Annotated in this window: 17 protein-coding genes; 5 read left to right on the forward strand and 12 right to left on the reverse strand. The window is 73.3% G+C overall.

Annotated elements, in window-relative coordinates:
• Positions 1-9: 9 nt before the first annotated feature.
• The 8 genes from asnB to AMK27_RS10865 form a co-directional block, all read right to left on the reverse strand.
• Positions 10-1,944 carry an asparagine synthase (glutamine-hydrolyzing) gene (gene asnB, locus AMK27_RS10830; protein ID WP_073905030.1) on the reverse strand — a complete coding sequence of 645 codons (1,935 nt, stop codon included), beginning with the start codon at positions 1,942-1,944 and terminating at the stop codon, positions 10-12.
• Between the two features lie 3 nt (positions 1,945-1,947).
• Entirely contained in the window at positions 1,948-3,471 is a 1,524-nt protein-coding gene (locus tag AMK27_RS10835) for a Wzz/FepE/Etk N-terminal domain-containing protein (protein ID WP_073905032.1), read from the reverse strand.
• The gene (locus AMK27_RS10840) at positions 3,468-4,874 is read right to left on the reverse strand and encodes a polysaccharide biosynthesis protein (RefSeq protein WP_073905033.1); all 1,407 of its coding nucleotides are present in this window, start codon (positions 4,872-4,874) and stop codon (positions 3,468-3,470) included. Before AMK27_RS10840 ends, AMK27_RS10835 begins: the two co-directional genes overlap by 4 nt.
• Entirely contained in the window at positions 4,871-6,124 is a 1,254-nt protein-coding gene (locus AMK27_RS10845; protein ID WP_107425530.1) for a glycosyltransferase family 4 protein, read from the reverse strand. Before AMK27_RS10845 ends, AMK27_RS10840 begins: the two co-directional genes overlap by 4 nt.
• A gap of 1 nt (position 6,125) precedes the next feature.
• Positions 6,126-7,445, reverse strand: a complete 1,320-nt coding sequence (locus AMK27_RS10850) for a nucleotide sugar dehydrogenase (protein WP_073905036.1) — start codon at positions 7,443-7,445, stop codon at positions 6,126-6,128.
• Positions 7,446-7,518: 73 nt separating this feature from the next.
• Positions 7,519-9,000: a sugar transferase gene (locus AMK27_RS10855; RefSeq protein WP_073905038.1), complete on the reverse strand. Its 1,482-nt coding sequence runs from the start codon at positions 8,998-9,000 to the stop codon at positions 7,519-7,521.
• A 573-nt stretch (positions 9,001-9,573) separates the two neighbouring features.
• Positions 9,574-10,359 (reverse strand): heparin lyase I family protein, encoded by a 786-nt coding sequence (locus AMK27_RS10860; protein WP_073905039.1) that lies wholly within the window; start codon positions 10,357-10,359, stop codon positions 9,574-9,576.
• Positions 10,360-10,458: 99 nt separating this feature from the next.
• On the reverse strand, positions 10,459-12,924 hold the full coding sequence (locus AMK27_RS10865) for a polysaccharide lyase 8 family protein (RefSeq protein ID WP_073905041.1): 2,466 nt from the start codon (positions 12,922-12,924) through the stop codon (positions 10,459-10,461).
• A gap of 210 nt (positions 12,925-13,134) precedes the next feature.
• Between AMK27_RS10865 and AMK27_RS10870 the strand changes: the two genes are divergently transcribed.
• Positions 13,135-14,199, forward strand: coding sequence for a LacI family DNA-binding transcriptional regulator (locus AMK27_RS10870; protein ID WP_073905042.1), 1,065 nt, complete (start codon positions 13,135-13,137; stop codon positions 14,197-14,199).
• 130 nt (positions 14,200-14,329) lie between these two features.
• Here the strand turns inward: AMK27_RS10870 and AMK27_RS10875 are convergent, their stop codons facing one another.
• The 3 genes from AMK27_RS10875 to AMK27_RS10885 form a co-directional block, all read right to left on the reverse strand.
• Positions 14,330-16,423, reverse strand: a complete 2,094-nt coding sequence (locus tag AMK27_RS10875) for a SpoIIE family protein phosphatase (protein WP_073905044.1) — start codon at positions 16,421-16,423, stop codon at positions 14,330-14,332.
• A 253-nt stretch (positions 16,424-16,676) separates the two neighbouring features.
• Positions 16,677-18,254: a glycerol-3-phosphate dehydrogenase/oxidase gene (locus AMK27_RS10880; RefSeq protein ID WP_073905045.1), complete on the reverse strand. Its 1,578-nt coding sequence runs from the start codon at positions 18,252-18,254 to the stop codon at positions 16,677-16,679.
• Positions 18,251-18,850: a TetR/AcrR family transcriptional regulator gene (locus tag AMK27_RS10885; RefSeq protein WP_073905047.1), complete on the reverse strand. Its 600-nt coding sequence runs from the start codon at positions 18,848-18,850 to the stop codon at positions 18,251-18,253. The genes AMK27_RS10880 and AMK27_RS10885 overlap by 4 nt, the downstream gene beginning before the upstream one ends.
• Before the next feature lie 75 nt (positions 18,851-18,925).
• On the opposite strand from AMK27_RS10885, the gene AMK27_RS10890 reads away from it, so the two are divergent.
• The 3 genes from AMK27_RS10890 to AMK27_RS10900 all read left to right on the forward strand — a co-directional run bounded on the left by AMK27_RS10890 (position 18,926) and on the right by AMK27_RS10900 (position 23,298).
• Positions 18,926-20,521 carry an FAD-binding oxidoreductase gene (locus tag AMK27_RS10890; protein WP_073905048.1) on the forward strand — a complete coding sequence of 532 codons (1,596 nt, stop codon included), beginning with the start codon at positions 18,926-18,928 and terminating at the stop codon, positions 20,519-20,521.
• 31 nt (positions 20,522-20,552) lie between these two features.
• Positions 20,553-21,434, forward strand: a complete 882-nt coding sequence (locus AMK27_RS10895) for a diacylglycerol/lipid kinase family protein (protein WP_073905050.1) — start codon at positions 20,553-20,555, stop codon at positions 21,432-21,434.
• A gap of 268 nt (positions 21,435-21,702) precedes the next feature.
• Entirely contained in the window at positions 21,703-23,298 is a 1,596-nt protein-coding gene (locus AMK27_RS10900) for an alpha/beta hydrolase (protein ID WP_073905051.1), read from the forward strand.
• 52 nt (positions 23,299-23,350) lie between these two features.
• Here AMK27_RS10900 and AMK27_RS10905 read toward each other — a convergent pair whose 3' ends face one another.
• On the reverse strand, positions 23,351-23,719 hold the full coding sequence (locus AMK27_RS10905) for a MerR family transcriptional regulator (protein WP_073905053.1): 369 nt from the start codon (positions 23,717-23,719) through the stop codon (positions 23,351-23,353).
• A 71-nt stretch (positions 23,720-23,790) separates the two neighbouring features.
• On the opposite strand from AMK27_RS10905, the gene AMK27_RS10910 reads away from it, so the two are divergent.
• Positions 23,791-24,459: a flavodoxin family protein gene (locus AMK27_RS10910; protein ID WP_073905054.1), complete on the forward strand. Its 669-nt coding sequence runs from the start codon at positions 23,791-23,793 to the stop codon at positions 24,457-24,459.
• The last annotated feature ends 154 nt before the right edge of the window (positions 24,460-24,613 follow it).

Genomic DNA, 24,613 nt, shown 5'->3' on the forward strand with positions numbered 1-24,613 from the left:
CCCTTGTTTCTAAGCCTTCTCGTGCGTATCCCGGCCGGACCCGGAGGTCGCGCCGCGATACCAGTACTCGAGGGTCAGCACATGCCAGAGATGCTTGGAGAAGTCCCGCTGCCCGGCCGCGTCCTCGGCGACCATGCGCGCCAGCGCGTCGCGGCGCAGGAAGCCGTTCCGCACGAGCACCCCGTCGTTCACCACCTCGCGCACCAGCGGTGCCAGGTCCCGGCTCATCCAGGCGCGCAGCGGGGCGCTGAACAGGCCCTTGGGCCGGTACACGATCTCCCGGGGCAGGACCGAGGTCGCCGCCTCCTTGAGGACGGCCTTGCCCTGCCGCCCGACGATCTTGCGGGATCCCGGCACGGCGAACGCCGCCCTGACCACCTCGACGTCCACGTACGGCACCCGGACCTCGGTCGACGCCGCCATGCTCGACCGGTCCGTGTACGCGAGGTTCAGGCCCGGCAGGAACATCCGGGCGTCGCCCAGGCACATGCGGTTGACGAAGTCGTCGAGGTCGTTGTCCTCGTAGACGTCCGCGTGCTCGGTCAGGACGTCCCCGACCGTCCCGGCCAGGTCCGGATCGACCAGGGAGATCAGCTCCTCCTGGTCGTACATGGTGTAGCTGCGCCGGAACGCGGTCTCCTCCGGCAGGTCGGCGAAGGAGAGGAACCGCTTCGCGAAGCGCACCGACCGGTAGCCCCGGCGGGCCGTGGCGACCGGCAGCCGGTCCACCGCAGCGGACAGGCCGCGCCGCAGCGGGCCAGGGACGCGCTGGTAGCGCAGCGCCACCAGGTTGGCCAGGTGCTTGCGGTAGCCGGCGAACAGCTCGTCGGCACCCATCCCCGAGAGCATCACCTTGACCCCGGCCTCCCGGGCGGCCGAGCAGATCAGGAAGGTGTTGATCGCGGCCGGGTCCCCGATCGGCTCGTCCAGGTGGTACGTCATCCGCGGCAGCAGGTCGAGCACGTCCGGGGCGATCTCGATCTCGTGCAGGTCCACGCCGAACCGCTCGGCCACCTGACGTGCGTAGCGCAGGTCGTCCGGCATCGCCTCGAACCTGGCGTCCTCGGCGCGGAACCCGATCGTGTAGGCGGAGATGCCGGGCCGGTCACGGGCCGCGAGCGCGGTCAGATAGCTGGAGTCGAGACCGCCGGACAGGAACGTCGCCACCGGGACGTCGGCGAGCAGATGGCGCCGGGTCGACTCCTCGACGACGGCGGCGATGTCCGGCAGCTCGCCGCTCAGCGCACGCTCCCGGCCCTCGGCGGCGACGTCCCTGAGGTGCCAGAACCGGCCGCGGTCCACCCGGCCGTCGGGCCGGCACCGGAGCCAGCTGCCCGGCGGCAGCTTCTCCGCCTCACGGAACGCGCACCGCGAGTCCGGCACCCAGTAGTACAGCAGCGACGCCACCAGCGCGGCGTCGTCCACCTCCAGCGGTGCGCCGGTGGCGGTGGCCAGCGCCTTCAGCTCGGAGGCGAACACCAGGCCCTCCCCGCGCCGGAGGAGGAACAGCGGCTTGATGCCGAGCTGGTCGCGCACGAGCACCAGCTCCCCGGTGCGCTCGTCGAAGACGCCGAACGCGAACATGCCGCGCAGCCGCGGCAGGCAGTCCGTGCCCCAGCGCCGCCATGCCTCGAGCAGGACCTCCGTGTCGGACGTACCGCGGAAGCGCACCCCCGCGGCCGCCAGTTCGGCCCGCAGCTCGGGCGCGTTGTACAGCTCGCCGTTGTACGTCAGGACGAGGCCGTCCTTGGCCATCGGCTGGGCGCCGGTCTCCGACAGGTCGACGATCGCCAGCCTGCGGTGCCCGAGGTGCACCTCGCCGTCACCCGCGCGATGGCTGTACCGGCCCGCCCCGTCCGGGCCGCGATGGGCGAGGGTGTCGGTGAGCCGGTCGGTCACGACCTTCCCGTCCGGCCACCGGTACGTGCCTGCGATGCCACACATGTCCTACCGCTCCCCCTGGTCGTCACTGTCCCGGACCCGCGCCGCCCACATCGGCAGCCGCTCCGCCCGTCGCCGGCCCGTCCCGTTCCGCCGGGCCGGCCGCTCTCCCTCGCCGCGTCGCGCGGCGTACGGCCCGTCCCACAGCGTGCCGTCGGTCCGGTCGGCCGGATCGGGGTCGATCAGCACCACACCGATCACCTCGATGCGCTGGTCCGACAGGTGCCGCGCCACGGTGTGCAGCCATGCGGCACTCCCGTGCCCGGCCCGCACCACGAGGACCGTCCGGGTGCCGAGGTGCTGGAGGTCGGTCCACGCCGTACCGGGTGCCACCGAGCCGACGCCGAGCCGGCGCTGCTGGTGCGGGACGGACGCGGCCCCCTCGGCGCTGACCACCGTGGGATCCCCCGGCTTCGGGCGACGGTGGGTCAGCGGCAGTCCTGGCAGGCCGTCGACGACGGCCACCGGCCCGTCCGCCCCGAGCGCGCCGGCGAGGTCCAGGGCGATCCCGGTGGTGGCGCGCACGGAGCCCAGTTCCAGCAGGGACACCGGTCCCGCGGAGCCGCGTACGGTGCGCGCCAGGGACGCGGTGAGCCTCGTACGGGCCGCCCGCACCCGTCGGCGCTGCCACAACCGGGGCGATCGGCCCGGAAGTTCGGCGAGGACGGAGGCTCCGATGTGCGCGGCGATCTCGCGGCGCAGCACGGGGCGGTCCGCCACGACCGCGCCCACCGCGGCCACGGCGAGCCCCAGGGCGAGGCCCAGGGCGAGCCCGATCGCCGCCTGGGTGGCGGCGGCCCTGGGCAGGGAGTGCCGCACCGCGCGCGGGGCGTCCACGATCTGCGTGCCGGAGACCAGCCGGGGCGTGCCGATCCGGGCCTCCGCGGCCCGTCGGCCGAAGTCCGATATCTGCGAGGTGAGTTCGGCCCGGCGCGCGAAGAGCGACTCCATGTCGGCCGAGACCTTCGGCCCGCTCTCCGACGATCCCTCCCCGATGGCCTTGTCGACCTGGGCGAGGTCGGACCGCAGCCGGTCGCGCTGGTCGAGCAGCGCCTTGGCCTCCGCGTTCGCCGCTTCCCTTATCCGCCGGACATGGTCGGCGACGAACGCGTCGGCGAGCGCCTTGGCGCGCGCGACGGCCTCCGCGTCGCTGTCACCCGCCACATCGATCTGCAGCAGGTTGTTGGTCAGGCCGACACCCTCGTAGTCCTTCATGAACTCCTCGGGCTTCTCCCGGGAGCCGAGGGACCGCAGCGCCTGGTCGGCGATCCGGGTGGTCTGCAGCAGCGCGGCGTCGGTCCGTATCAGGGTCCCGGGGTCGTTCGGCTGGTCCTCCTGATGGGCGACCAGGAGCTTGGTCGTCGCGGTCGGCGGCGGCGGCAGCAGCACGGCCATCGCCACGCCGAGGAGAAGCCCGACGAGGGCGAGCGAGCCCCAGAGGCGGCGCCGCCTGCGCACGGCCACGACCAGGACCTGGAGATCGAGCAGGGGAGCGGGCGCCGACGACTCCGGCGTCGTACGCGTCGTCACTTCGCACCCCCCGCGGCGTCGCCGCCGACGGCGGGCACCGGCGTCGCGGCACGGCGGGACCGGCCGGACCGGCCGGCGGAGCGCGAGGGCCGTACCCAGACCGTGCTGGCGAGGACGCTGCCGACCACCTCGTGCCCGGCGTCGGCACACGCCTCGGCGATCCCGGCGAGTTCCGCCGCGGCCCAGCTGCCCGCGCTGACCACGATCACCGCACCGGACTCGCCCGCGCGGTCCGGCACCATCGGCCGGGACACCGGGACCTCCACGACGCGCAGCGTGAGGAGCCCGCCGCCCGAGGAGTCGGGGGAGGCGTCGTTCGCGGCCTCGGCGGCGAGCTGCACGGCGGCCCGGCGGGCGGTCTCGTCGCCCTCCGGGACGACGGCGAGCAGCCGCCGGGGGGCCGGCAGCCGGTCCCGGAGACGGGCGCACACCCGCCGGTAGCGGATCAGTCTGCTCTCGTCGTCGCCTGAGGCCGCGGGGGACGGCGTGTCCCAGCGGACGTCGACGCCGAGCAGCCGGCGGAACAGGGCCCGGGGGCCACCGCGCCTCGGCCGGTCCGCGGCCCGCTCACCCGGCACGTCGACGGCGCCCAGCAGCGTCGTGCCCAGGACCGCGGTGATGTCCGCCCCGGTGCGCGGCCGACGGCCCACCCGCGCCGCGGCGAGATGACCGATGACCGCGAACAGGACGAACAGCAGCGCACCGCCCACGACGAGCTGCGGCCGCGTCGGCGGCGCCTCGCCGGCCGGCCGGGCCGCCGGGCCCATGACGACCATGCCGGGCCGGTCGGCCTCCGGGTCGGCCTTGTCCAGCTTGTCCACGGCCTCCTGCAGCGCGGTGCGCAGCTTCGCGAGCTCGGTACGGGTCTGCACGCTCTCCACGCTCTGCCCCGGACCGGCCTCGTCGGCCAGCTCGTTGATGCGACGGGTGGTCTTCGCGACCAGCTGCCGCAGCGCCTCGGGCTGCGCCGCCTTCTCGGGGTCGGTGTTGTCGCCCATGATCTGCGCGGCGAAGGTCACGAACTCCTCGGCGACCGTGTCGGAGAGGAGCTGTGCGCGCTCCGGCGTGTCGGCCGTACCCGAGATCTTGACGATGTTCCCGTCCGCGGCCGCCGCGCTCACCCGGTCCCGCAGCTCGATGCCGTCGACACCGGGCCAGCCGAGCGCGCCGGCCGCGCGGTCGACCACCACCGAACTGGTCGCGATCTCCGCCTGGGTCAGCAGCTCGCGCTCCTCCCACGCCCCGGGCAGCAGCACCGACGCCGACGTCGTGTACCGCGGCGGGAGCAGCAGGGAGGTGCCGTAGCCGGCGAGCGCGCCCACCACGGCCAGGATGGTGAGCAGCCGCCCACGCCGGCGGAAGATCCGTCCGATCGTGACCAGACGTATGGTGTCATCGCTCAACGGCGCGGCCTTCTCCCCGTCCGGACCGGGCCGTTCTGCGACACGGGGGTGTGATCACGGCAGGCGGCGGCGTACGCGGCCAGCAGCGACTCCTGCGAGTGCCGCCAGGCGAGCTGCCCGCCGATGCGCTCCTGGCCGATCTTGCCCATCCGGGCCCGCTCCTCCGGATCGTCGAGGAGCTGGGCGACGAGCCCGGCGAACGCGCCCTCGTCGTTGGCCGGCGCGTACACGGCGGCGTCGCCGGCGGAGACCCGCGCCTCCCGGAGGTCGAACGAGACGATCGGCCGGCCCATCACCATGTACTCGAGGACCTTGTTCATGGTCGACACGTCGTTGAGCGGATTGCGCGGATCGGGCGAGAGACAGACGTCCGCGGTGGACAGGTAGCGCACCAGGTCGGCGTCCGGGATGCGGCCGGTGAACTGCACCTGCTCCGAGAGCCCCAGCTGCCGGGACAGCTCGACCATCGCGTCGAAGGCGTCGCCGGCGCCGACGAACACCGCGTGCCAGTCGGTCCGCCCGAGCTCGTCGCGCAGCTTCGCGAGGGCCCGCAGGGCGTAGTCGACGCCGTCCTGCGGCCCCATGACACCGAGGTAGCACAGCAGATGCGGCTTGCCGCGCTTCAGTTCCGGCTCCGGCGGCACCGGGTGGAACCGGTCGATGTCGGGCGCGCTCCGCACCACGAACACGTCCTCGGGCCGCCGGCCGCCGCGGCGCAGCGCGACGTCCCGGTAGCTCTCGTTCGTGGCGAGCACGACGTCCGCGGCCCGGTAGGTCATCCGTTCCAGCGCGCACACGGCGCGGTACAGCAGGTCCTCGCCGCGGTCGAACCGCGAGAGGTACAGCTCGGGCACCAGGTCGTGCTGGTCGAAGACGAACCGCGCCCCGCGCCGCTTCAGCCACCGGGCCGGCAGGAACAGCAGGTCCGGCGGGTTGCAGGCGTGGACCACGTCGACCGGGCCGACCTCGCGCGCCAGCCGCAGGGTGTGCCACAGCGCCGTCCCGTACTCCCGCAGGTAGCCGGCCGGACCGCCGGTGGCGGCGCGCAGGGGGTAGCGGTGGATCCGCACCCCGTCGATCACCGCCTCCGGTTCCGTGTCCCGCTTCTCGCCGCGGGGGCAGATGACGTGCACCTCCCAGCCCGCGTCGCGCAGGGTCGTGCACTCCTGCCACACCCGCCGGTCGAACGGCACCGACAGGTTCTCCACCAGGACGAGCGCGCGCCGAGCCGGCCCGTCGTCCCCGTTCATGTCACCAAGCAAGGCCCACGTACCCCGGTTCGGCCCGGCGCGCGTCGGCGTCGGGAAGGCGGATGAGATCGACGATCACGGGGCCGTCGCCGCCGGCGGGCAGCGCCGACAGGACAGCCGGATCCCCGGTCCCGACCAGGCACACCTCGGCGTGGTCGAGCACCTCGTCGACGGAGTCCGCGAGCAGCTGCGCCAGGTGCGGCAGCCGGGTCTCGATGTACTCGCGGTTCGCGCCGAGGAGCCGGGAGAGGTTCACGTTGGGGTCGTAGATCCGCAGGTCGTACCCCTTGCCGAAGAGCCGCTCCGCCAGCTCGACGAGCGGGCTCTCGCGGAGGTCGTCGGTACCGGGTTTGAAGGACAGGCCGAACATGCCCACCCGGCGCTTGCCGGTGCGCTCGACCAAATCCACCGCGCGCTGCAGATGGTCGGCGTTGGAGGGCAGCACATGGGCGAGGATCGGCACGGAGACGTCGTGCCGCCGCGCCGCGTGGACCAGGCTGCGCAGGTCCTTGGGCAGGCAGGAGCCGCCGAAGGCGAAGCCGGGCCGCAGGTAGGCGGGGCTGATGTTCAGCTTGCGGTCGGCCAGGAACACGTCCATCACCTGGTGGGAGTCCACCCCGAGCGCCTGGCACACGGCGCCCAGTTCGTTCGCGAAGCCGATCTTCAGCCCGTGGAACGCGTTGTCCGCGTACTTGATCGCCTCGGCCGTCGGGACCGGCACCCGGAACACCTCGCCGGGCAGGCCGTCGTACAGCGCCGCCACGACGTCGCCGCTCGCCGGGTCGAGCTCGCCGATGACGGTCTTCGGCGGGTCGAAGAAGTCCCGCACGCTCGTGCCCTCGCGCAGGAACTCCGGGTTGACCGCGACCCCGAAGTCCACCCCCGCCGTGCCGCCGGCGAACTTCTCCAGGATCGGCACGAGCAGGTTCAGACACGTGCCCGGCAGCATGGTGCTGCGGAACACCACGGTCTGCCGCCCGCCCCGCTCGGCCACCGCGGCACCGATCTCCTCGGTGACCCGCTCCAGATAGGTGGTGCACAGGCTGCCGTTGGGCTCCGACGGCGTGCCCACGCAGATCAGCGACACATCGCTGTTCATGATCGCCTCGCGGACGTCACGGGTGGCGCGTAACGCACCGGCCCCCACGACGTCGGCGATGAGCTCGCCGATCCGCTCCTCGACGACCGGCGCCTTGCCGTCGTTGACCAGGTCGACCTTCACCTGGTTCACGTCCACTCCGATGACCTCGTGACCGAGGCTGGCCAGGCACGCGGCCGACACGCAGCCCACGTAGCCGAGCCCGAAAACGCTGACTCTCATGCCCTGTTCCTCCCCCTGGGCAGGCCCTTGCGGCCTGCCGTCCCCGAGCCGATCGGACGACGCCCCCCGCGCATCAGTAGGCCCCCTTGCCATGGATCACCGCGCGCAGCGTCTTCCACAAGATCACCGTGTCCAGGGCCAGCGACCAGTCCTCCACGTACCGGAGGTCCAGCCGGACCGCTTCCTCCCACGACAGGTCGCTGCGCCCGCTGATCTGCCACAGGCCGGTGAGCCCGGGCTTCACGAGGAGCCGCCGCCGGATGTCCGGGCCGTACGCCGCGGACTCCTCCGGCAGCGGGGGCCGCGGGCCGACCAGCGACATGGAGCCGGTGAGCACGTTGAAGAGCTGCGGCAGTTCGTCGAGCGAGTACCGGCGCAGCACCGTTCCCACCCGGGTCACCCGCGGGTCGCGGCGCATCTTGAACAGCAGGCCGGCGCCCTCGTTGCGGTGGGCCAGCTCGGCGCGCGCCGCGTCGGCGCCGACGACCATGGTGCGGAACTTGAGAATGGTGAACTCGCGGCCGTCCTTGCCCACCCTGCGCTGGCGGTAGACCGCTCCGCCCCGGCTGTCCACCAGGACGGACAGCGCGACCATCAGCATCAGCGGCGCGAACAGCAGCAGCAGGAGCGCCGCGCCCATCCGGTCGACGACCTCCTTGACCGCCCGCCGGCCGCCGGTGAAGGTCGGCATGCTGACCCGCAGCAGCGGGATGCCGAGCACGGCGTCGACGTGCAGCCGCGGACCGGCCACCTCCATGAGCACCGGGGCCACGACCATCTCGGCATCGCTGCCTTCGAGGTTCCAGGCCAGCCGCTGCAGCCGGTCCGGTGACCAGTGCGGGTCCGGTGTGACCGCGACGACCCGGTAGCCGTTGCGGCGCACATGGCCCGCGACGTCGGCCAGTTCACCGACGACCGGCACTCCGTCGACCTGGTCGACGTCGAGCCCGGCACCGTCCGCCGTGCACACCGCCTCCACGCGCCAGCCGAGGTGCGGGAACTTGCGGGTCCGGGTGATCAGGTCGCGCACGGTGGCCGGGCTCCCCGCGGCGAGCACCGGGCGCAGACACCGTCCTTCCTTCCGCTGTCTGTGCAGCCAGAGGCGGAGCAGATAGCGCTCGGTCATGGTCACGAGCGCGATCACCGGTATCGCGACGAAGATCCAGAGTTTGATGTTGCGCGAGGTCAGCGCGATCCCGACCAGGGCCAGCACGACGGCGGCCGTGCACAGCGAGCGTCCGAGCCGGCGGAACTCCTCCGCACCCTGGCCGAGTACGGCCGGGGACCAGGACCGGCTCACCGCGAGCGCCGCGAGCACGAGCAGCTCGGTGGCGAAGGCCAGGATCCTCCACTTCTCGTGCCAGTTGGCCGCGTCCCGGACCCCGAAGAAGCCACCGATCGACGCCACCACGAGGGCGGTGGCCACGGTGTCACTGATGATCACGGCCCGGCGGTACCGCTGCTCCCAGTCGATCGTGGTCCTGCCGATCGACCCGTTGTCCAGGCGCCCGGGGGGCGCCGATGGAAATGGACTGACTAACTCACCCTGCTGCACAGACCCCCCCAGGGCGTCAGTGGGCTCGACGTGTTGGCTCCACACGGTTCCTCCCCCCGGGAGGCCCCCGCCCCCCGCGCCGCTCCTCCCCTCGGGAGGCCCCCGCCTCCCGCGCCGCGCTGTTCCTCACATCAGGGCAGGTCCCCGCCTGCCCCGCGCATGACGTACCGGTGGTGCGACGTCATGCGTTGGTGCTCAGTCAGGCGACCGGGGACGGCGGTGAAGGCCGTCCCCGACGCTGGATCGAAAGATCATGTTTTGTCGCCTGGTGTCCGAGCTGTGAAGCATGGTCAATCTAGAGCATCGGAACCCGCCTGGAGAGGGGATGTATGCAATTTGTGCTGAACCTTTGAAGGTCACGTCACCGCGGGGTGACGGCCCGGAACCGCGTTGACGGTGGGGACATGTCGTGTGACCTGTGACGACGCGATCACAGCGGGCTGCCGGCGCCGCCGATTCCGAGCCGATCCCGAGGTTCCGGCCGGGTCATGCTTGGCTTGTTCTTTAGCCTGCGCGCGCCTAAGTGCCCCCGCGCCCCCCTCTGTTGAGCCGCCCGCCCGCCGTTCGCATGTTTCAGTCGACGTCGGAGCGTGCGGCGCCCATCTTCAGGCCGTCGACCCAGTGGACCGACTCGACGTCGGTGATGGTGGAGCCGTACGAACCCCAGCGGGGGACATTGCCCTTGAGGTCCCAGGTCCGCGCGTTCCGGTGGTCCGCGACCAACCGGCCGTTCACGTACAGGAGTACGGAGCCGGTCGTGGAGGAGCGGGCGTCGATGCCCAGCTCGATCCTGTTCCAGGTGCCCGGGGTCCAGGCGACGTCGCCGATGGGTGTCCACTGCTCGCCCGGGGCGACGTACCAGATCTTCAGACGGCTGTCCTCGACCTTCATGATCACCGGGTAGTTCTGGTCGTGCTCGGCTCCGGTGCCCCACGACTTCCACTGGAAGACGGTCTGGGCGTTGCCGGTCTTGGTCATGGACTCCCAGCCGAACCAGTACGTCCGGCCGGAGGTGAGGGTGTGGCCGGCGATGCCGTGCCCCTCGCACCGCTCGGAGCCCACCGCCTTGGTGAAGCCGAAGACCTTCCCCCGGCCGTCGTTCCAGTCGGGCTGGTAGACGTACGACGGGGAGTCGCAGAGGACCGCGTCGAACACGGCGGTGCCGCCGTTGTCCGCGTCGCCGTCCCACTCGACCGCGGCGTGCGCGGGGGTCGCCAGGGCGAGCGGGAGCGCGGCGGCGAGTGCCGTCGCGGTCGGGGACCACCGGCGCAGCCGGCGCGTCGCCCGCCGGCCGGCGGGGGAGCGGGGGGTGGCCGAGGGGGAGGCGTGGGGGACGCCTCGGGTGTCGCCGTACTGCATGGGTTCCTCCGGGGGAGAGGGGGGCGGATTGCGCGAGGGGGGCGCGCCGGGGCCGGGCCGGGGGTGAGCGGTCGGGGGCGCGCGCCCCGGGCCTCGGTGTCAGCCGAGGCGGACGGTGACCTTCTGGGGTGCGCCGGCCTGCCCTCTGAGGTCGCCGAAGGCGAGCGTCAGCGAGGAGCCGGTCGAGGCGGCGGTGACCGTGGCGGGCCGCGAGAGCACCTTGGTCACCCTGCGGTTCCAGACGATGTCCAGGGAGGCGGCCTGCCGCGCGGGGTCCGAGACGACGAGGGTCGCCGTGCCGTTGCGGTGCTCGCGTACGAGGACGGAGGCGGGAGCGCTCGCCCGGAGCCGCTCGACGGTGCCCGCGCTCCAGAAGTTCACCGCCGTGAGGCCCAGCCGCGGCACGTGGATGCCTTGCTGCGTACGGGAGTTGGCGAGGATGCGCAGCCGGCTCCGGTCGTGGGCGCGGCGAGCGGTGGTCCAGGCGCTCGCTCCCGGCAGCAGGACGTAGGCGTACGTGCCGTCGACCGGGTCGACGCCGTGGTCGGTGAAGAGGGTCAGGTAGCGGCGGGTGACCGGGTCGGGCGAGCCGCCGGTGTTGATGTCCCGCCAGGAGCCGGTGCGTTCCTCGCGCACCGCGCCGAGGGTGGTGCCGCCGGGGAAGACGTAGCCCGCCTGGCCGGCGATGTGGGCCCAGCGGGCCCCGCCGAACGTGGCCTGCCAGCCCTGCGTCAGGGGCTGCGGCCGGCCGTCGACCGTGAGCACCGGGGCGCCCGCGGCGCCGAGGGCGCGGTTGTCGACGGTCGTCTCGACGGCGTGGCCGTCCGCGGCGGTGATGCCGGCGCCGAGGCAGACCACGGAGTCGTCGAGGCAGAACCAGGACTTCCTGGCGTCCAGGGTGCTGGACAGGCCCTTGAGGTGCTGGCCGATGGCGGCGAACTCGCCGTCGGTCGTGCCGCCGACCCAGGCCGCGTCCGGCATGGGCTGCCCCCAGTTGCCGCCCTCGCCGTCGGCGAGGGGCTTGCGCGAGGCGGTGATGCCGGGCAGGCGGTAGGGGTCGACGGTGGGCCAGTACGCGTCCGAGTACTGCTCCAGACCGAAGTCGTCGCCCCACCAGGAGAGCCATCCGGCGCCGGTGTGGTAGCCGCGGGCGTGCTCGCCGTTGCCGAACTCGTAGTGGGCGATGCGGTTCGAGGCCATGGAGAAGGAGGCCGCCCAGCCGCGGCGCCGGTGCGTGGCCCGGGCCATGTTGGGGAACAGCCGGTGCTCGACGGGCTCGGGGGCGGCCTTCACGGAGGCGTCGTCCTGCAGCGACTGCAGCAGCGATGCCCTGATCAGGCTGAGGCCGGGGTTGCTGAGCGCCGGGTAGTAGTAGTCGCGCCGCAGCCAGCCCTTGACCATCGCCCGCCAGCGGGCGTTCTCCTCGGGGCTCGCCCCCTGGCCGACCAGCAGGATGGTCGCCATCAGGCCGTGGGCGCGCCGGTGTTCGTCGGTGCCGATCCGGCTGATGCCCCTGCTGCTGACGTTGTCCATCATCAGGCCGTTGTAGAGGAAGGGCGCGACGGCCTTCTCGATCGTGTCGAGGAAGAGCTGCGTGTCCGGTCCCGTCACCTCCCAGCTCGATCCGCGCAGCAGGGCGAGCAGCCGGCCCACGCCGTCGTGCAGCACCGCGCCGTAGCCGCCGATGTAGGGGACGTTGCGGTGCTGGACGAACGATCCGTCGTCGTAGAAGCCGTCGCCCGAGGTGACGTAGGGGAAGACCGGCGCCAGCGCCTGCGAGGCCAGCGTGATCTTGGCCGGATCCTTGCCGACGATGCCGCGCAGGACGACGCCGCGGCACAGGTCGACGCGGTTGGCGCCGGTGCTGGTCCCGGTGTACGAGGCGAACACCGTGTCCGGCACGAACGCGTCCACGGCCCTGCAGTAGGCGGCGATCTGCGTCGCCGACAGGTGGTCGTACATCAGCACGCAGGTGTCCATCAGCGCCTGGGGGGCGCCGATCTGCCAGTTGTACCAGTTGCCGTACCGCGTCGTGCGCTCGTTGTAGACCTCGGAGCAGAGGTGGTCGAGGCCGGTGAGGACGGCGTCCCTGAGCCCGGTGTCCCCGGTCAGTCCGGTGCCCGGCTGGGAGTACGCCTCGGCCATGGTCCGCAGCCGGTTGTAGCTGTCGTTCATGGTGGCGGAGAAGGCGTAGGACTCGGCGTCGAGATCAGGCTCCGGATCGGCCCAGGAGCGGCCGGGCCAGAGCGAACCGCTCGCCGGGGCCATGGTCGCCAGGTAGCCGGCCGCCGTCGTGCCGAGGGCGCTGAGGATGGTCCGGAACGGCTCCGCGGTGGGGCTGAAGCCCGTACCGAGGATGAGGTCGCGCCACTTGGCGCGCAGCGCGTCGAACTCCGCGTCGGACTCCGCGTCGGACGTGGCGGCGGGCGCGGCGGCGAACGTCCCCGCGGACGCGGGGACTTCGGAGGCGCCGGCCGGGTGGGCGAGGGCCCCGCCGAGTCCGAGGGCGAGCGCGCCCCCGCCGGTGGCGTGGAGGAAGGTGCGGCGAGGCCAGGGAGATGGCATGGGAGACGACCTTTACGGGAGGAGCGCGTCGTTGCCTCGGCGCTGTCGCTGGCTCGTAAGCGTGGGGTTTCTAACACGCAGAAAACCAAGAGGGCAACGGTTTGAACAAGAAACGCCATCGATTGTCCATTCGACAAAGAACAGACAGAAACGATCGCGAGCTGGCTACACTGCTCCTGAACTGGGCCGTCGTCCGAGGGGAGCGGGGAAGTGCACGCGGAGCACAGACATCAGGCGATCCTGCGCAGGCTGCGCGAAGAAGGCTCCCTGCGGGTCAGCGACTTCGCCGCCGAGCTGGGCGTCTCCCCGGTCACGATCCGCCGCGACGTGGAGATCCTCGCCGACCGCGGTCTGGTCGCCCGGGTGCACGGCGGAGCCATGCTGCCCGAGACCTGGGCGGAGACCGCACCCGCCGACCCGGACCCCGCCGCACCCGCCCGCGGCCGGGAGCGCGTCATCGGCCTGATCGTGCCGTCCGCCGACTACTACTACCCCGAGGTGATCAAGGGCGCGCGGGAGGCGGCCGCCGCCCGGAACGCCCGCCTGGTGCTCGACATCTCGGGGTACGACGCGGACGAGGAACGCGCGCAGGCCGAGAGGATGATCGGCGACGGCGTCGACGGACTCCTGGTCGTCCCCACCGGACCGCGCGGCTGGTACGAGCACCTGCCGGTCCCCGTCGTCATCGTGGAGCGCCGCCCCGAGTCGGACGAGATGGCCGGCATCGACCACGTCGTGTCCGACCACGTCCACGGGGCGCGCCTCGCCGTCCGGCACCTCGCGGAGGCGGGCCGCACGCGCCTCGCGCTGCTCGTGCGCGGCACGAGCCCGACCGCGCAGTGGATCGTCGAGGGCTTCGAGGCGGGCGTCCGAGCGGCCGGTCTCGAGGCCCCCCTTCCGGTGTCCGTCCTGGACACCGGCGACGCGGGACCCGGGAGCCCGGAGTACGACGACCCGGTCGAGCAGCTGCTGGACGCCGTGGCGGCCGGCCGCGTCGACGCGGTCGTCGCCCACCCCGACAACCACGCGCTCGCGCTGCTGAGGAGGCTGCGCGCGCGATCCGTCCGGATCCCCGGCGACGTCGCGATCGTGGCGTACGACGACGAGGTGGCCGGACTCGCCGACGTCCCGCTCAGCGCCATCGCCCCGGCGAAGCACGAAGTCGGCGCGTCCGCCGTGGAGTTGCTGGTGCGCAGGATCGAGCAGCCGGACGCCCCCCGGCACCGGCTCTTCGTCCTCCCGCGACTGCGGGTGCGCTCCTCCAGCGGCGGCTGAGCGGAGCCGGCCGCGCCGGGAGGCGCGTCGATTCCGGGGGTGCGTGTCGAAGCCGGGGGACGATGTCTGGGGCGTGTCGATGCCGGGGGCGTCGATGTGTGGGGCGTGTCGAGGCGGGGAGGCGCGTCGATCAGGCCGGGGCGCCCCCGAGGCCTTCGCGCCGGATGCGGGCGAGCACGATCACGGCGTCGTCGGTGGGCGCCTCGGGCAGCAGCCGTGCCAGGACACCGTCCGCCGTCTCCTCCAACGTACCGTCGCCGCCTTCGAGTTGGGTGCGCAGCGCGGCGATTCCCGCATCGATGTCGATGCCGCGGGCCTCGACGAGGCCGTCGGTGTACAGGGCGAGCGTGTCGCCGTCGTGGAGCTCGATCTCGGTCGTACGGAACGGCACTCCGCCGACGCCCAGCGGAACCCCCAGCACCTCGTCGACCGACTCGACGGCGCCGTTCGCCCGGCGGAGCAGCGGCGGCAGATGACCCGCGTTGGCGATGCGGGCCAGGCCCGTCACCGGGTCGTAGCGGATGTAGAGGCAGGTGGCGTACGCGATGCCGGCGTCCTGGGCGCAGGCGTCGAGCTCCTCCAGGAGGCTGTCGGGAGCCAGGTTCTGGCGGGCCAGGGCCTTGGCGGTGATGCGCAGCCGTCCCATCGCCGCCGCCGCGGGCACGCCGTGTCCCATCACGTCGCCGACCAGCAGGGCCACCCGGCCGCCGGGCAGATCGATCACGTCGTACCAGTCGCCGCCGACCTCGGTGGCCTGGCTGCCCGGCAGGTAGCGGTGGGCGACCCGGACGGCCGGGCCGCTCGCCAGGGCGGTGGGCAGCAGCGCGCGCTGGAGGGTGAGCGCGATGTCCTGGACCCGGCTGTAGAGCCGCGCGTTGTCCAGGCACAGCGCGGCCCGGGAGGCGAGCTCGCCCGCCAGGCTGAGGTCCTCCGCGGTGAAGTCCGGGCGGCCGCCGGAGCGGCCGAACATGGTGATGCCCTGCACCGTGCCCCGCGCGATCAGCGGGGCGATGAGCAGCGAGGTCAGACCGCTGTCGATCAGGAGCCGGGCGCGGGCCTGGTGGATGACCGTGCGGGTCATGAAGTCGGCGTTCACGGGGACGCAGACGGGGCGCCCGGTCGTGAGGGCCTGGTGGATGGTGGAGCCGGGCGGATAGGTCACCCGCTCCAGGCCGCCGACCAGCTCGGGGGCGGGCGGCGGCAGACAGGTGCCGGCGGCGATCCGGCGGGTGAGCAGCACCGACTCCGGATCGAAGACCTCGCGTTCGTCCTTCCACTCCACGACCTCCACCACGGAGGCGTCGCAGAACTCGGCAACGACCGTCCCGACCAGTTCGCGGGCGGTGACGTTCACGTCCAGCGTGGTGCCGATCCGGGCCGCGGCCCGGTCGAGGAGCGCGAGCCGCTGCCTGCCTGCGGCCGCCTCCACCAGGGCCTGCTCACGGTCGGTGACGTCCACGAGGAGACCGCCCACGCCCGCCCGCGTGCCGACGGCCCGGCTGAGCGGGAACAGGCTCACGGAACGCACCTGCTCCCGGTCGGGACGGCCCGGTGTGCGCAGCACGACCAGGGCGCTCACGACGGGCTGGCCCTCGTCGGCGACGGCCCGGAGCATGCGCTGGAAGTCGCCGCCGTCGGAGGTGATCATGAACTCGGCCGTCGTCCGGCCGATGTGGTCCTCGATCGGGGTCCCGTCCATGTCAGCGAGCGCCTGGTTGAGGTGGACGTACCGCAGGTCCTCGTCGAGCATCACCAGACCGATCGGGCAGGTCGCGAACAGCGCGTCGAGGAACGCGAGGTTGGTCTTCACCCGGTCCAGCCCGACGCTCTCGCTCGCGAGACCCAGGATGACGGAGCGGCCGCCCGCGCCGGTCACCGGGAAGACCCGGAAGCCGCAGTCGAAGACCCTGCCGTCCCGGTGCAGCGTCGGCACCCGCGCCCGCCAGTACCCCAGCGTGCGGCCGCGCTCCGCGAGGCGCTCCGCCGCACCGGCGCCGTCGAGGGGAGCGGCGGGAAAGAGGACGGCGGCCGGCCGCGACAGCACGTCCGAGGCCCCGTGGCCGAAGAGCCGCTGCGCACCCGGGCCCCAGTAGCAGATCCGGCCGTCCTCGTCGATGCCGAGCACGGCCACGGCCACGTGCTCGAGCAGCGTCCCCGGCTCCGACCAGAGCGGCCCGGGAGCCGGTTCGTCCCCCGGCCGACCCCCCGGTCGAGGCGAGGACACGCGGCCCCCTTTCCGGGCAGGGACGGGCGGCGGGGCACTGCCCGCCGGCCGAGCGGGACTCTCCCGTCAATTCTGCCCGCGCTCGCCGGATCGGACATCACGGGGAACCGCGGGCCGGGAAGGCGCCGCGGACCTCGCCACGGCGCCCCTGCGCCGCGGATCCCGCCGCGCAGGTCCCGTGCCGCGGACCTCACCACGTCGGCCTTGTGCCGCAGACCCCGCTAAGCCGGTCCCGCGCCGACGTCACTGCACGTCACCGCACCCGGGGCGACTCCGCCAGGGCGTTCAGGGCGGCCTCCTCGGCCGCCGCGCGGTCCTCCGGGACCAGGCCGATGCGGGTGCGGCGGTCCAGGAGGTCGGAGGTGTCGAGGGCGCCTTCGTGGCGGACGGCCCAGACCAGCTCGGCGCCCGTGACCGGGTGGCCGGGGACGACGGGACGCGCGAGGGCGGGGTCTTCGAGGCCGAGCGCGTGCACGGCGGGTGCCTCCGAGCCGTAGCGGTACACGAGCCTGGCCGGGACGTCGAGCCCGGCGAGCGCCTTCGGCCCGGCGGCGCCGACGAGGGGGAGGGACGCGGTACGGCACGGACCGGCGGTCAGGCCGCCCGCGGTCACGACGGCGTCGACGGCGTCCTGGGCCATGCGGCGGTACGTGGTCAGCTTGCCGCCGACGACGGTGACGACGCCGGAGGGGGAGGTGAGCACGGCGTGCTTGCGCGAGATGTCGGCGGTGCGGCCCGCCGCGTCCCGGGTGTCGAGCAGGGGCCGCAGGCCGGCGAAGGCCCCGACCACGTCGGCACGGTGGACGGTGACGTCGAGGGCGGAGCCGAGGACGTCGAGGAGGAAGCCGATGTCGGTCTCGGGGACCTCGGGCACGTCGGGGATGTCGCCGTCGACGGGCTCGTCGGTGAGGCCGACGTACACGCGTCCGTCGCCCTGCGGGAGGACGAGGACGAAGCGGTTCGTCTCGCCGGGGATCGGGATGTGCAGGCCCGCGGAGAGCCGGCCGAGGTCCTCGGAGCGCAGGACGAGATGGGTGCCGCGGGAGGGCCGCAGGCGTACGTCGTCGACGAGGCCGCCCGCCCAGACGCCGGCCGCGTTGATGACCGTCCGTGCGCGGATCCGCAGCTCCTGGCCGGTCGTCTCGTCGCGGACCAGCGCGCCGTCGCGGTGGAGTTCGAGGGCCCGGGTGCGGATGAGGACGCGGGCGCCGGACGCCGCCGCCGTGCGGGCGATCGCGGTGACCAGGCGGGCGTCGTCGGAGAGCCGGCCGTCCCAGGAGAGCAGTCCGCCGCGCAGTCCGGTGGGGCGAAGTGCCGGGGCGAGGTGCCGGGTCTCGACGGCGGAGAGCGTACGCGGCTGGGGCAGCGTGCTCCGCGCGGTGCGGGCGCCGACGCGCAGCAGGTCGCCGGCGAGGAATCCGGCGCGTGCGAGGGCGGCCTGGCCGCGGCTGACGAGCGGGGTGAGCGGAAGCACGAAGGGCTGCGCGCGGACGAGGTGGGGGGCGGTGCGCTCCATGAGGATGCCCCGCTCGACCGCGCTCTCGTGGGCGACGTCGAGCTGTCCGGACGCGAGGTAGCGCAGTCCGCCGTGGATCAGCTTGGAACTCCAGCGGGACGTGCCGAAGGCGAGGTCGTGGGCGTCGATCGCGGCGACCGTGAGCCCGCGGGTGGCCGCGTCGAGCGCGGCTCCGGCGCCGGTGGCGCCCAGCCCGACGACCAGGACGTCGACCACGCTCTCGGCGTCACCCTGGGCGAGGCGGTCCAGTTCGCGCAGGCGCCGCCGGGCGTCGAGTGAGGAGCCGGGCAGGGCGGGGCTGCTCGTGGGGTTCATGGGGCGATGGTCCTCTCCAGCAGGGTGCGCAGCTCGTCGAGGAAGGCGGCTTCGCTCAGTTCGGGATCGGTGTCGTCGGTCATGGTGCGCAGCGAGAGCGTGAAGGACTGGACGACCAGCAGCAGGGATCGGGCCTGCAGGTCCGCCCGGACACGGCGTACGGAGCCGTCCTCGTGGCCGTCCTCGAGCGCCGTGTGGAGGAGTCCGAGCAGGGCGTCCTGGCTGGCGCCCCTGCGGTCGAGGATGTACGGCAGCAGCAGTTCGGGGTCGACGTCGATGATCTTGTGGAAGAGGGGGTGGGCCCGGAACGCCGCCGCTCCCGCGACGAGGCCCTCGACGATCCGCTCCCGCTCGGGCCGGTCCTCGTCGGAGGCCGGCATGGCCCCGGCGGCGACGGCGATCCACTCACGGGTCATCAGGTCGCCCACCAGGCTGCGCACATCGGGCCAGCGCCGGTAGATCGTCATCCGGGACACGCCCGCGCGCCGGGCGATGTCGGTGAGGGTGGTGCGCCGTACCCCGACGGCGAGTACGCAGTCGCGTGCGGCGTCGAGCACGGGATCTGCGTCTTCATGGTTGTGACGAATGGGCGTCATCTGTCACAGTGTAATGCCAGCGTCGGCCGCGTGGCAGCGCCATCCGTGAAACAGACCGTGAGGAACCCTTTCGAAGTGGACATGTTGTGGAGCGGCTGGGGCGACCCGGCCAAGGCGGCACCCCTGCCCGACTCGGTCACCGGCCTGCTGCGTGACCTGCTCGGCGTCACCCCTCGCGAGAGCGGCCCCGCCGCCCTCGCCGACATCGAACCGCCCGCCCCGGCACTGCCCGACGAGGCCCGCGCCGCCCTCCTCGGGGCCGTCGGCGCGCCCGACGCCCTGCGGGAGGACGCCGAGAGCCGCATCCGGCACACCCGCGGGAAGTCGACCCCCGACCTGCTGCGCATCCGCGCCGGCGAGGTCGACGACATCCCGGCCGCCGTCGTGCTGCCGGGCGACCACGACGAGGTCCTCGCCGTGCTGCGGGCCTGCGCCGAACACGGCGTCGCCGCCGTGCCGTTCGGCGGCGGCACCTCCGTCGTCGGCGGCCTCGCGCCCACCACGAAGCGCCCGTTCGTCGCGCTCGACCTGCGACGGCTCGACCGGCTGACCGCCGTCGACGAGGTGTCCCGCACCGCGACGCTCCAGCCCGGACTGCGCGGCCCGCAGGCCGAGGCGCTCCTCAACGAGAAGGGCTGGACCCTCGGGCACTTCCCGCAGTCCTTCGAATGGGCGACCGTCGGCGGCTTCGCCGCGGCCCGCTCCAGCGGCCAGGCGTCGGCCGGCTACGGCCGGTTCGACGAGATGGTCCTCGGCCTGACGGTCGCGACCCCCGAAGGCACCCTGGAGACCGGCCGGGCCCCGCGCTCGGCGGCCGGCCCCGACCTGCGCCAGCTGGTCCTCGGCTCCGAGGGCGCCCTCGGAGTGATCACGGCGGTGACCGTGCGCATCCGCCCGCTCCCGTCGAAGCGGGTCTACGAGGGCTGGCGCTTCGCCTCCTTCGAAGCCGGTACGGCCGCACTGCGCCGGCTGGCCCAGGACGGCCCGCGGCCCACGGTGCTGCGGCTGTCGGACGAGTCGGAGACCTTCATCGGTCTCGCGCAGCCGGACGCCATCGGCAGTGCCGCACTGCCGGAGAACCCGGGCTGCATGGCCATCGTCGGCTACGAGGGCACCGAGGAGGAGACGACGGCCCGCCGTGCCCTCGCCCGCGAGGTCCTCCTCGCCTGCGACGGCGAGCTCGTCGGCGAGGAGCCCGGCGACAAGTGGGAGCACGGCCGCTACAACGCGCCCTACCTGCGGGACGCGCTGCTCGACGCGGGCGCGTTCGCCGAGACGCTGGAGACCGCCGCCTTCTGGTCCGCGATCCCCGGCCTCTACGCGGCCGTGCGGGACGCGCTGACGAGCACGCTCACCGAGGCCGGCACGCCGCCGCTCGTCATGTGCCACATCTCGCACACGTACGAGAACGGCGCCTCCCTGTACTTCACCGTCGTCTCCGCACAGGGGGAGGACGCCGTCGCGCACTGGGAGCCCGTGAAGCGGGCGGCCAACGACGCGATCCTGGCCGCGGGCGGCACCATCAGCCACCACCACGGCGTCGGCACCGACCACCGCGACTGGTACGCCCGGGAGATCGGCCCCCTGGGCATCCGCATGCTGCAGGCCGTCAAGGCCGAGGTCGACCCCTCCGGTGTGCTCAGCCCCGGAGTCCTCATCCCCGTCCGCTGATCCCTTCTTCTGCCGCCCGGAGGCCAGATCCATGCGACAGTTCACCGCCGTCGTCAACCCCACCGCAGGGGGTTCCAGCGGCACGGCGGGTCTGCTCCCGCTGGCCCGTCTGCTGCGGGAGGCGGGCGCCAGGCTCGACACCGTCTACAGCCGCAGCCTGGAGCACGCCCGAGAGCTCGCCCAGGACGCCGGGGCGCGGGGGCACGTCGTGCTCGCCGTCGGCGGTGACGGCATGGCCGGCTGCGTCGGAGGCGCGCTCAGCGGTACGGACACGGTCTTCGGCCTCGTCCCGGCGGGGCGCGGCAACGACTTCGCCCGTGCCCTGGGCCTGCCCACGGACGCCCCGCGGCTCGTGGAGATACTGCTCCGCGGCGCACCGCGGGCCGTCGACACGATCGAGGTGGAGTCCGCCGTGCACGCGCGGACCTGCGTCCTCGGCAGCGTGTACGCGGGCGTCGACGCGGTGGCCAACCGCCACGCCAACGCCTCCCGCGTGCTGCGCGGCGCCGCCTCGTACTACGCGGGCGGTCTGCGGGCGGTCCTCGCCTGGAAGCCCGCCGCGTACCGCGTCACCGTCGACGGGGTGCGGCACGCGCGCACCGGCTACACGGTGGTCGTGGCGAACTCGGGCTTCTACGGGTTCGGCAGGAACGTCGCACCGGGTGCGCGGATCGACGACGGGCTGCTCGACGTCGTGGTCATCAAGCAGGCGCCCAAGCGCCTCTTCTTCGCGATGATGAACGAGCTGAAGACGGGCGTGCACGTGAACCGGCCCGAGGTCGAGATCCTGCGCGGCAAGGAGGTCCGCCTCGAAGCGGACCGCCCTCTCCCGTACGGCGCGGACGGCGAGGTCGACGCGGTCCTGCCGGTGACCCTCAGGGTGCGTCCGGCCGCGCTGAACGTCCTGGCCTGACAGGACGCCGTCGGGCCGTCGGGCCCGCGCGCGTCCGGCGGGTCCGCGCCGGACGAGCGCGGGGCCGGTCGGTTCCTCGTCGGCCTGACGTCCCAGGGGGGCGGACGCGAAAACCGCGGGTCGCGTTCTCCGCCTCCGGAACCATTCCCCGGGGCGCGCTCCTCCTGTGGTCGCACGCGCTGATGGCCGAGGGAGGGATTTCGCACAACTGCCTTATGCGCAAGGGTGCATGAGACGCATCATCCACCTCCCGCAAGGACATGACTCTGTGCGAAGAACACGCATAGCGCCCCTCGTGGCCATCAGCGCGGTCGCGACCCTCGTGCCCGCCCTCACGCCCGCCGTCGCCTCCGCGGCCGAACCGGTCGCCCGGCGGACGGTCACCGCCGATCCGCTCAGGCAGTACACCCAGCAGACCCCGCGCTGGAAGCGCTGCGAGGCCGAGGCGCCGGCGGCCTACCAGTGCGCGACGCTCAAGGTGCCGCTCGACTATGCCCGGCCGGACGGCAGGAAGCTCGATGTCGTCGTGTCCCGGGTCAAGGCGACCAGCCCGCAGAAGCGGCGCGGTGTCCTGCTGCTCAACCCCGGCGGCCCCGGCGGCCCGGGCCTCGACATGCCGCTGTGGATGGCGCCGGAGCTGCCGACCGCGGTGAAGGAGCAGTACGACCTCATCGGCTTCGACCCGCGCGGTGTCGGCCAGAGCTCGCCCGTGAGCTGCGGCCTGAACGAGGCGGAGCTGAACTGGCAGCGCCCGTACAAGGCGGCGGCGTTCGACAAGGACGTGCGGTGGGCGCGGACCGTGGCCGAGAAGTGCCGTGCGAGGAACGGTGCCGTCCTGCCGCACATCACCACCCGCAACACCGCGCGGGACATGGACGTCATCCGCGCCGTGCTCGGCGAGAAGAAGGTCTCGTACCTGGGGTACTCCTACGGCACCTACCTGGGCGCCGTCTACACGCAGATGTTCCCGAAGCGGACCGACCGGTTCGTACTGGACAGCGCGGTCGACCCGGAGCGCATCTGGCGCGGCATGATCCAGGTGTGGGCGGAGGGCGCGGAGCCCGCGTTCACGCGCTGGACGGAGTGGACCGCCGAGCGGCACACCACCTACGGGCTCGGCGCCACCCCGGCCCAGGTCGGGAAGGCCTTCTGGGACCTGGTCGCCCGGGCGGACCGTGAGCCGATCGACATCCAGGGCACGCTCCTGACCGGCGACGACATCCGCGCCGGCCGGGCGGTGTTCTTCGACGTGCAGGGCGCCGCCGAAGCGGTCGTCGAGCTCAGGAAGGCCGCCGAGGGGACCCCCGCCCCGGCGCCGTCGAGGCGGAGCACGGCGCCCCGTCACGTACCGCCGTCGTTCGCCCGCGCCGTCCCCTCGGACAACTCGGACGCGGCGTTCTGGGCCGTGGCGTGCGGCGACACCCGCGCGTGGCCGCGTGACCCGGAGCAGTACCGCCGCGACGCGATCCGCGACAAGGCCAGGTACCCGCTGTACGGCGACTTCGCGTCGAACATCAAGCCGTGCGCGTTCTGGAAGAACGGATCCGAACCCGCCACCCAGGTGAACAACTCCGTCGGAGCGCTCATCCTCCAGAACGAGTGGGACTCCCAGACCCCGCTGGTCAGCGGACAGGGGCTGCGCCGGGCCATGAAGGGCTCCCGGATGGTCACCGTCCTCGGCGGCCAGGGCCACGGCGTCTACGGCTCCAAGTCCTGCGCCGACAAGACCGCGACCGCCTACCTGACGACGGGACGGCTGCCGGCCGCGGACCTGACCTGCCGGGCCACGCCGGCCCAGGCGCAGAACCGCCTCGACCTCCCGCTGCCCGCTCCGCAGGGCATCCCCGGTCTGAGCCGCTCCTGACGGGCACGGCCGACAACCGCTGACGGGGGCCCTCATGCCCCGAGGGCCCCTGTCAGCGGTGCGGGGCGGGTTCCTCGGCGGTCGTGGCCAGGAAGCCCGCGAGAGTGCTGCGGCGGCGGTGGAGATCGTCGATGCGGGCGTCGGTGGCCGCCAGTTCACGGAGCATCAGATCGCGGATGTCGGCGCACCAGTCGAAGGCCGCCCCGTCCTCGCCGGTGCACGGCAGGACGACCCGGATCACCTCGGTGGGCAGCCCGGCGGCCAGCAGGGCCCGGACCTTGCGGACGGCGGTCACCGCGTCCTCGTCGTACGCGCGATAGCCGTTCGGGCCGCGCCGCGCCTCCAGCAGCCCCTGCGCCTCGTAGTAGCGCAGCAGCCGGGTGCTCACCCCGGTACGCCGGGACAACTCCCCGATCAGCATGCGTGCTCCGCCTTCCGCCCCGGACCGGACCGTTTGACCTTGACATCAGTGTCAACGGTTAGCGTCCAGCCATGACGAATCATTCCCCGCTTCCCGCGGACCGCTCCTTCCTGTTCGTGCTCGGCAGCTCGCGCGCCGACGGCAACACCGAGATACTCGCCAGGGCCGCCGCCGAGGCGCTGCCCGCGGACATCCCGCAGCGGTGGATCGACCTGAACCGGCTGCCGTTGCCGGACTTCCAGGACGGCCGCCACGAGGAGGGCGACTGGCCGGTCTCGGAGGCCGAACGGACACTGCGGGAGGCCACCATGGAGGCCACCGACATCGTGATCGCCTCACCGCTGTACTGGTACACCCTCTCCGCCCAGACGAAGCGGTACCTCGACTACTGGTCGGGCTGGCTCGGGGTCCCCGGCCTCGACTTCAAGAAGCGGATGGCGGGCCGGACCCTGTGGGCGGTGGCGGCCATGTCGGACGAGGAGGAGGCCGTCGCCGACGGAATGGCCGCCACCCTCAACAACACGGCGGCGTACCTGCGGATGCGCTTCGGCGGAGTCCTCCTCGGCAACGGCTCCCGGCCGGGCCAGGTGCGCGGCGACGAGCGGGCGCTGACCAGGGCGAGGACGTACTTCGCGGGGGAGGCCCCGGCGGCCCTGTTCCCGCACGAGAAGCAGGCGGAGCGTGAGCAGCGGCCGGCGGGTGAGGAGCGGGCGGCGGAGGCCGTCGGCGCGACGGCCTGACCGGCGTGGAGCCGGCGGAGCGGCGACCTCACCGCGCGGAGCCGGCGGAGCGGCGGGGCTGACGCATCCGTACGCGACGGCTGCGCTGTGTGACGGCCGAGTCGGCCGAGAGGCGCCTGACCCGGGCGGGAAGCCCGGGGCAGGCGCCTCAGTG

The sequence above is a fragment of the Streptomyces sp. CB02009 genome (assembly GCF_001905825.1).
GTDB lineage: Bacteria > Actinomycetota > Actinomycetes > Streptomycetales > Streptomycetaceae > Streptomyces.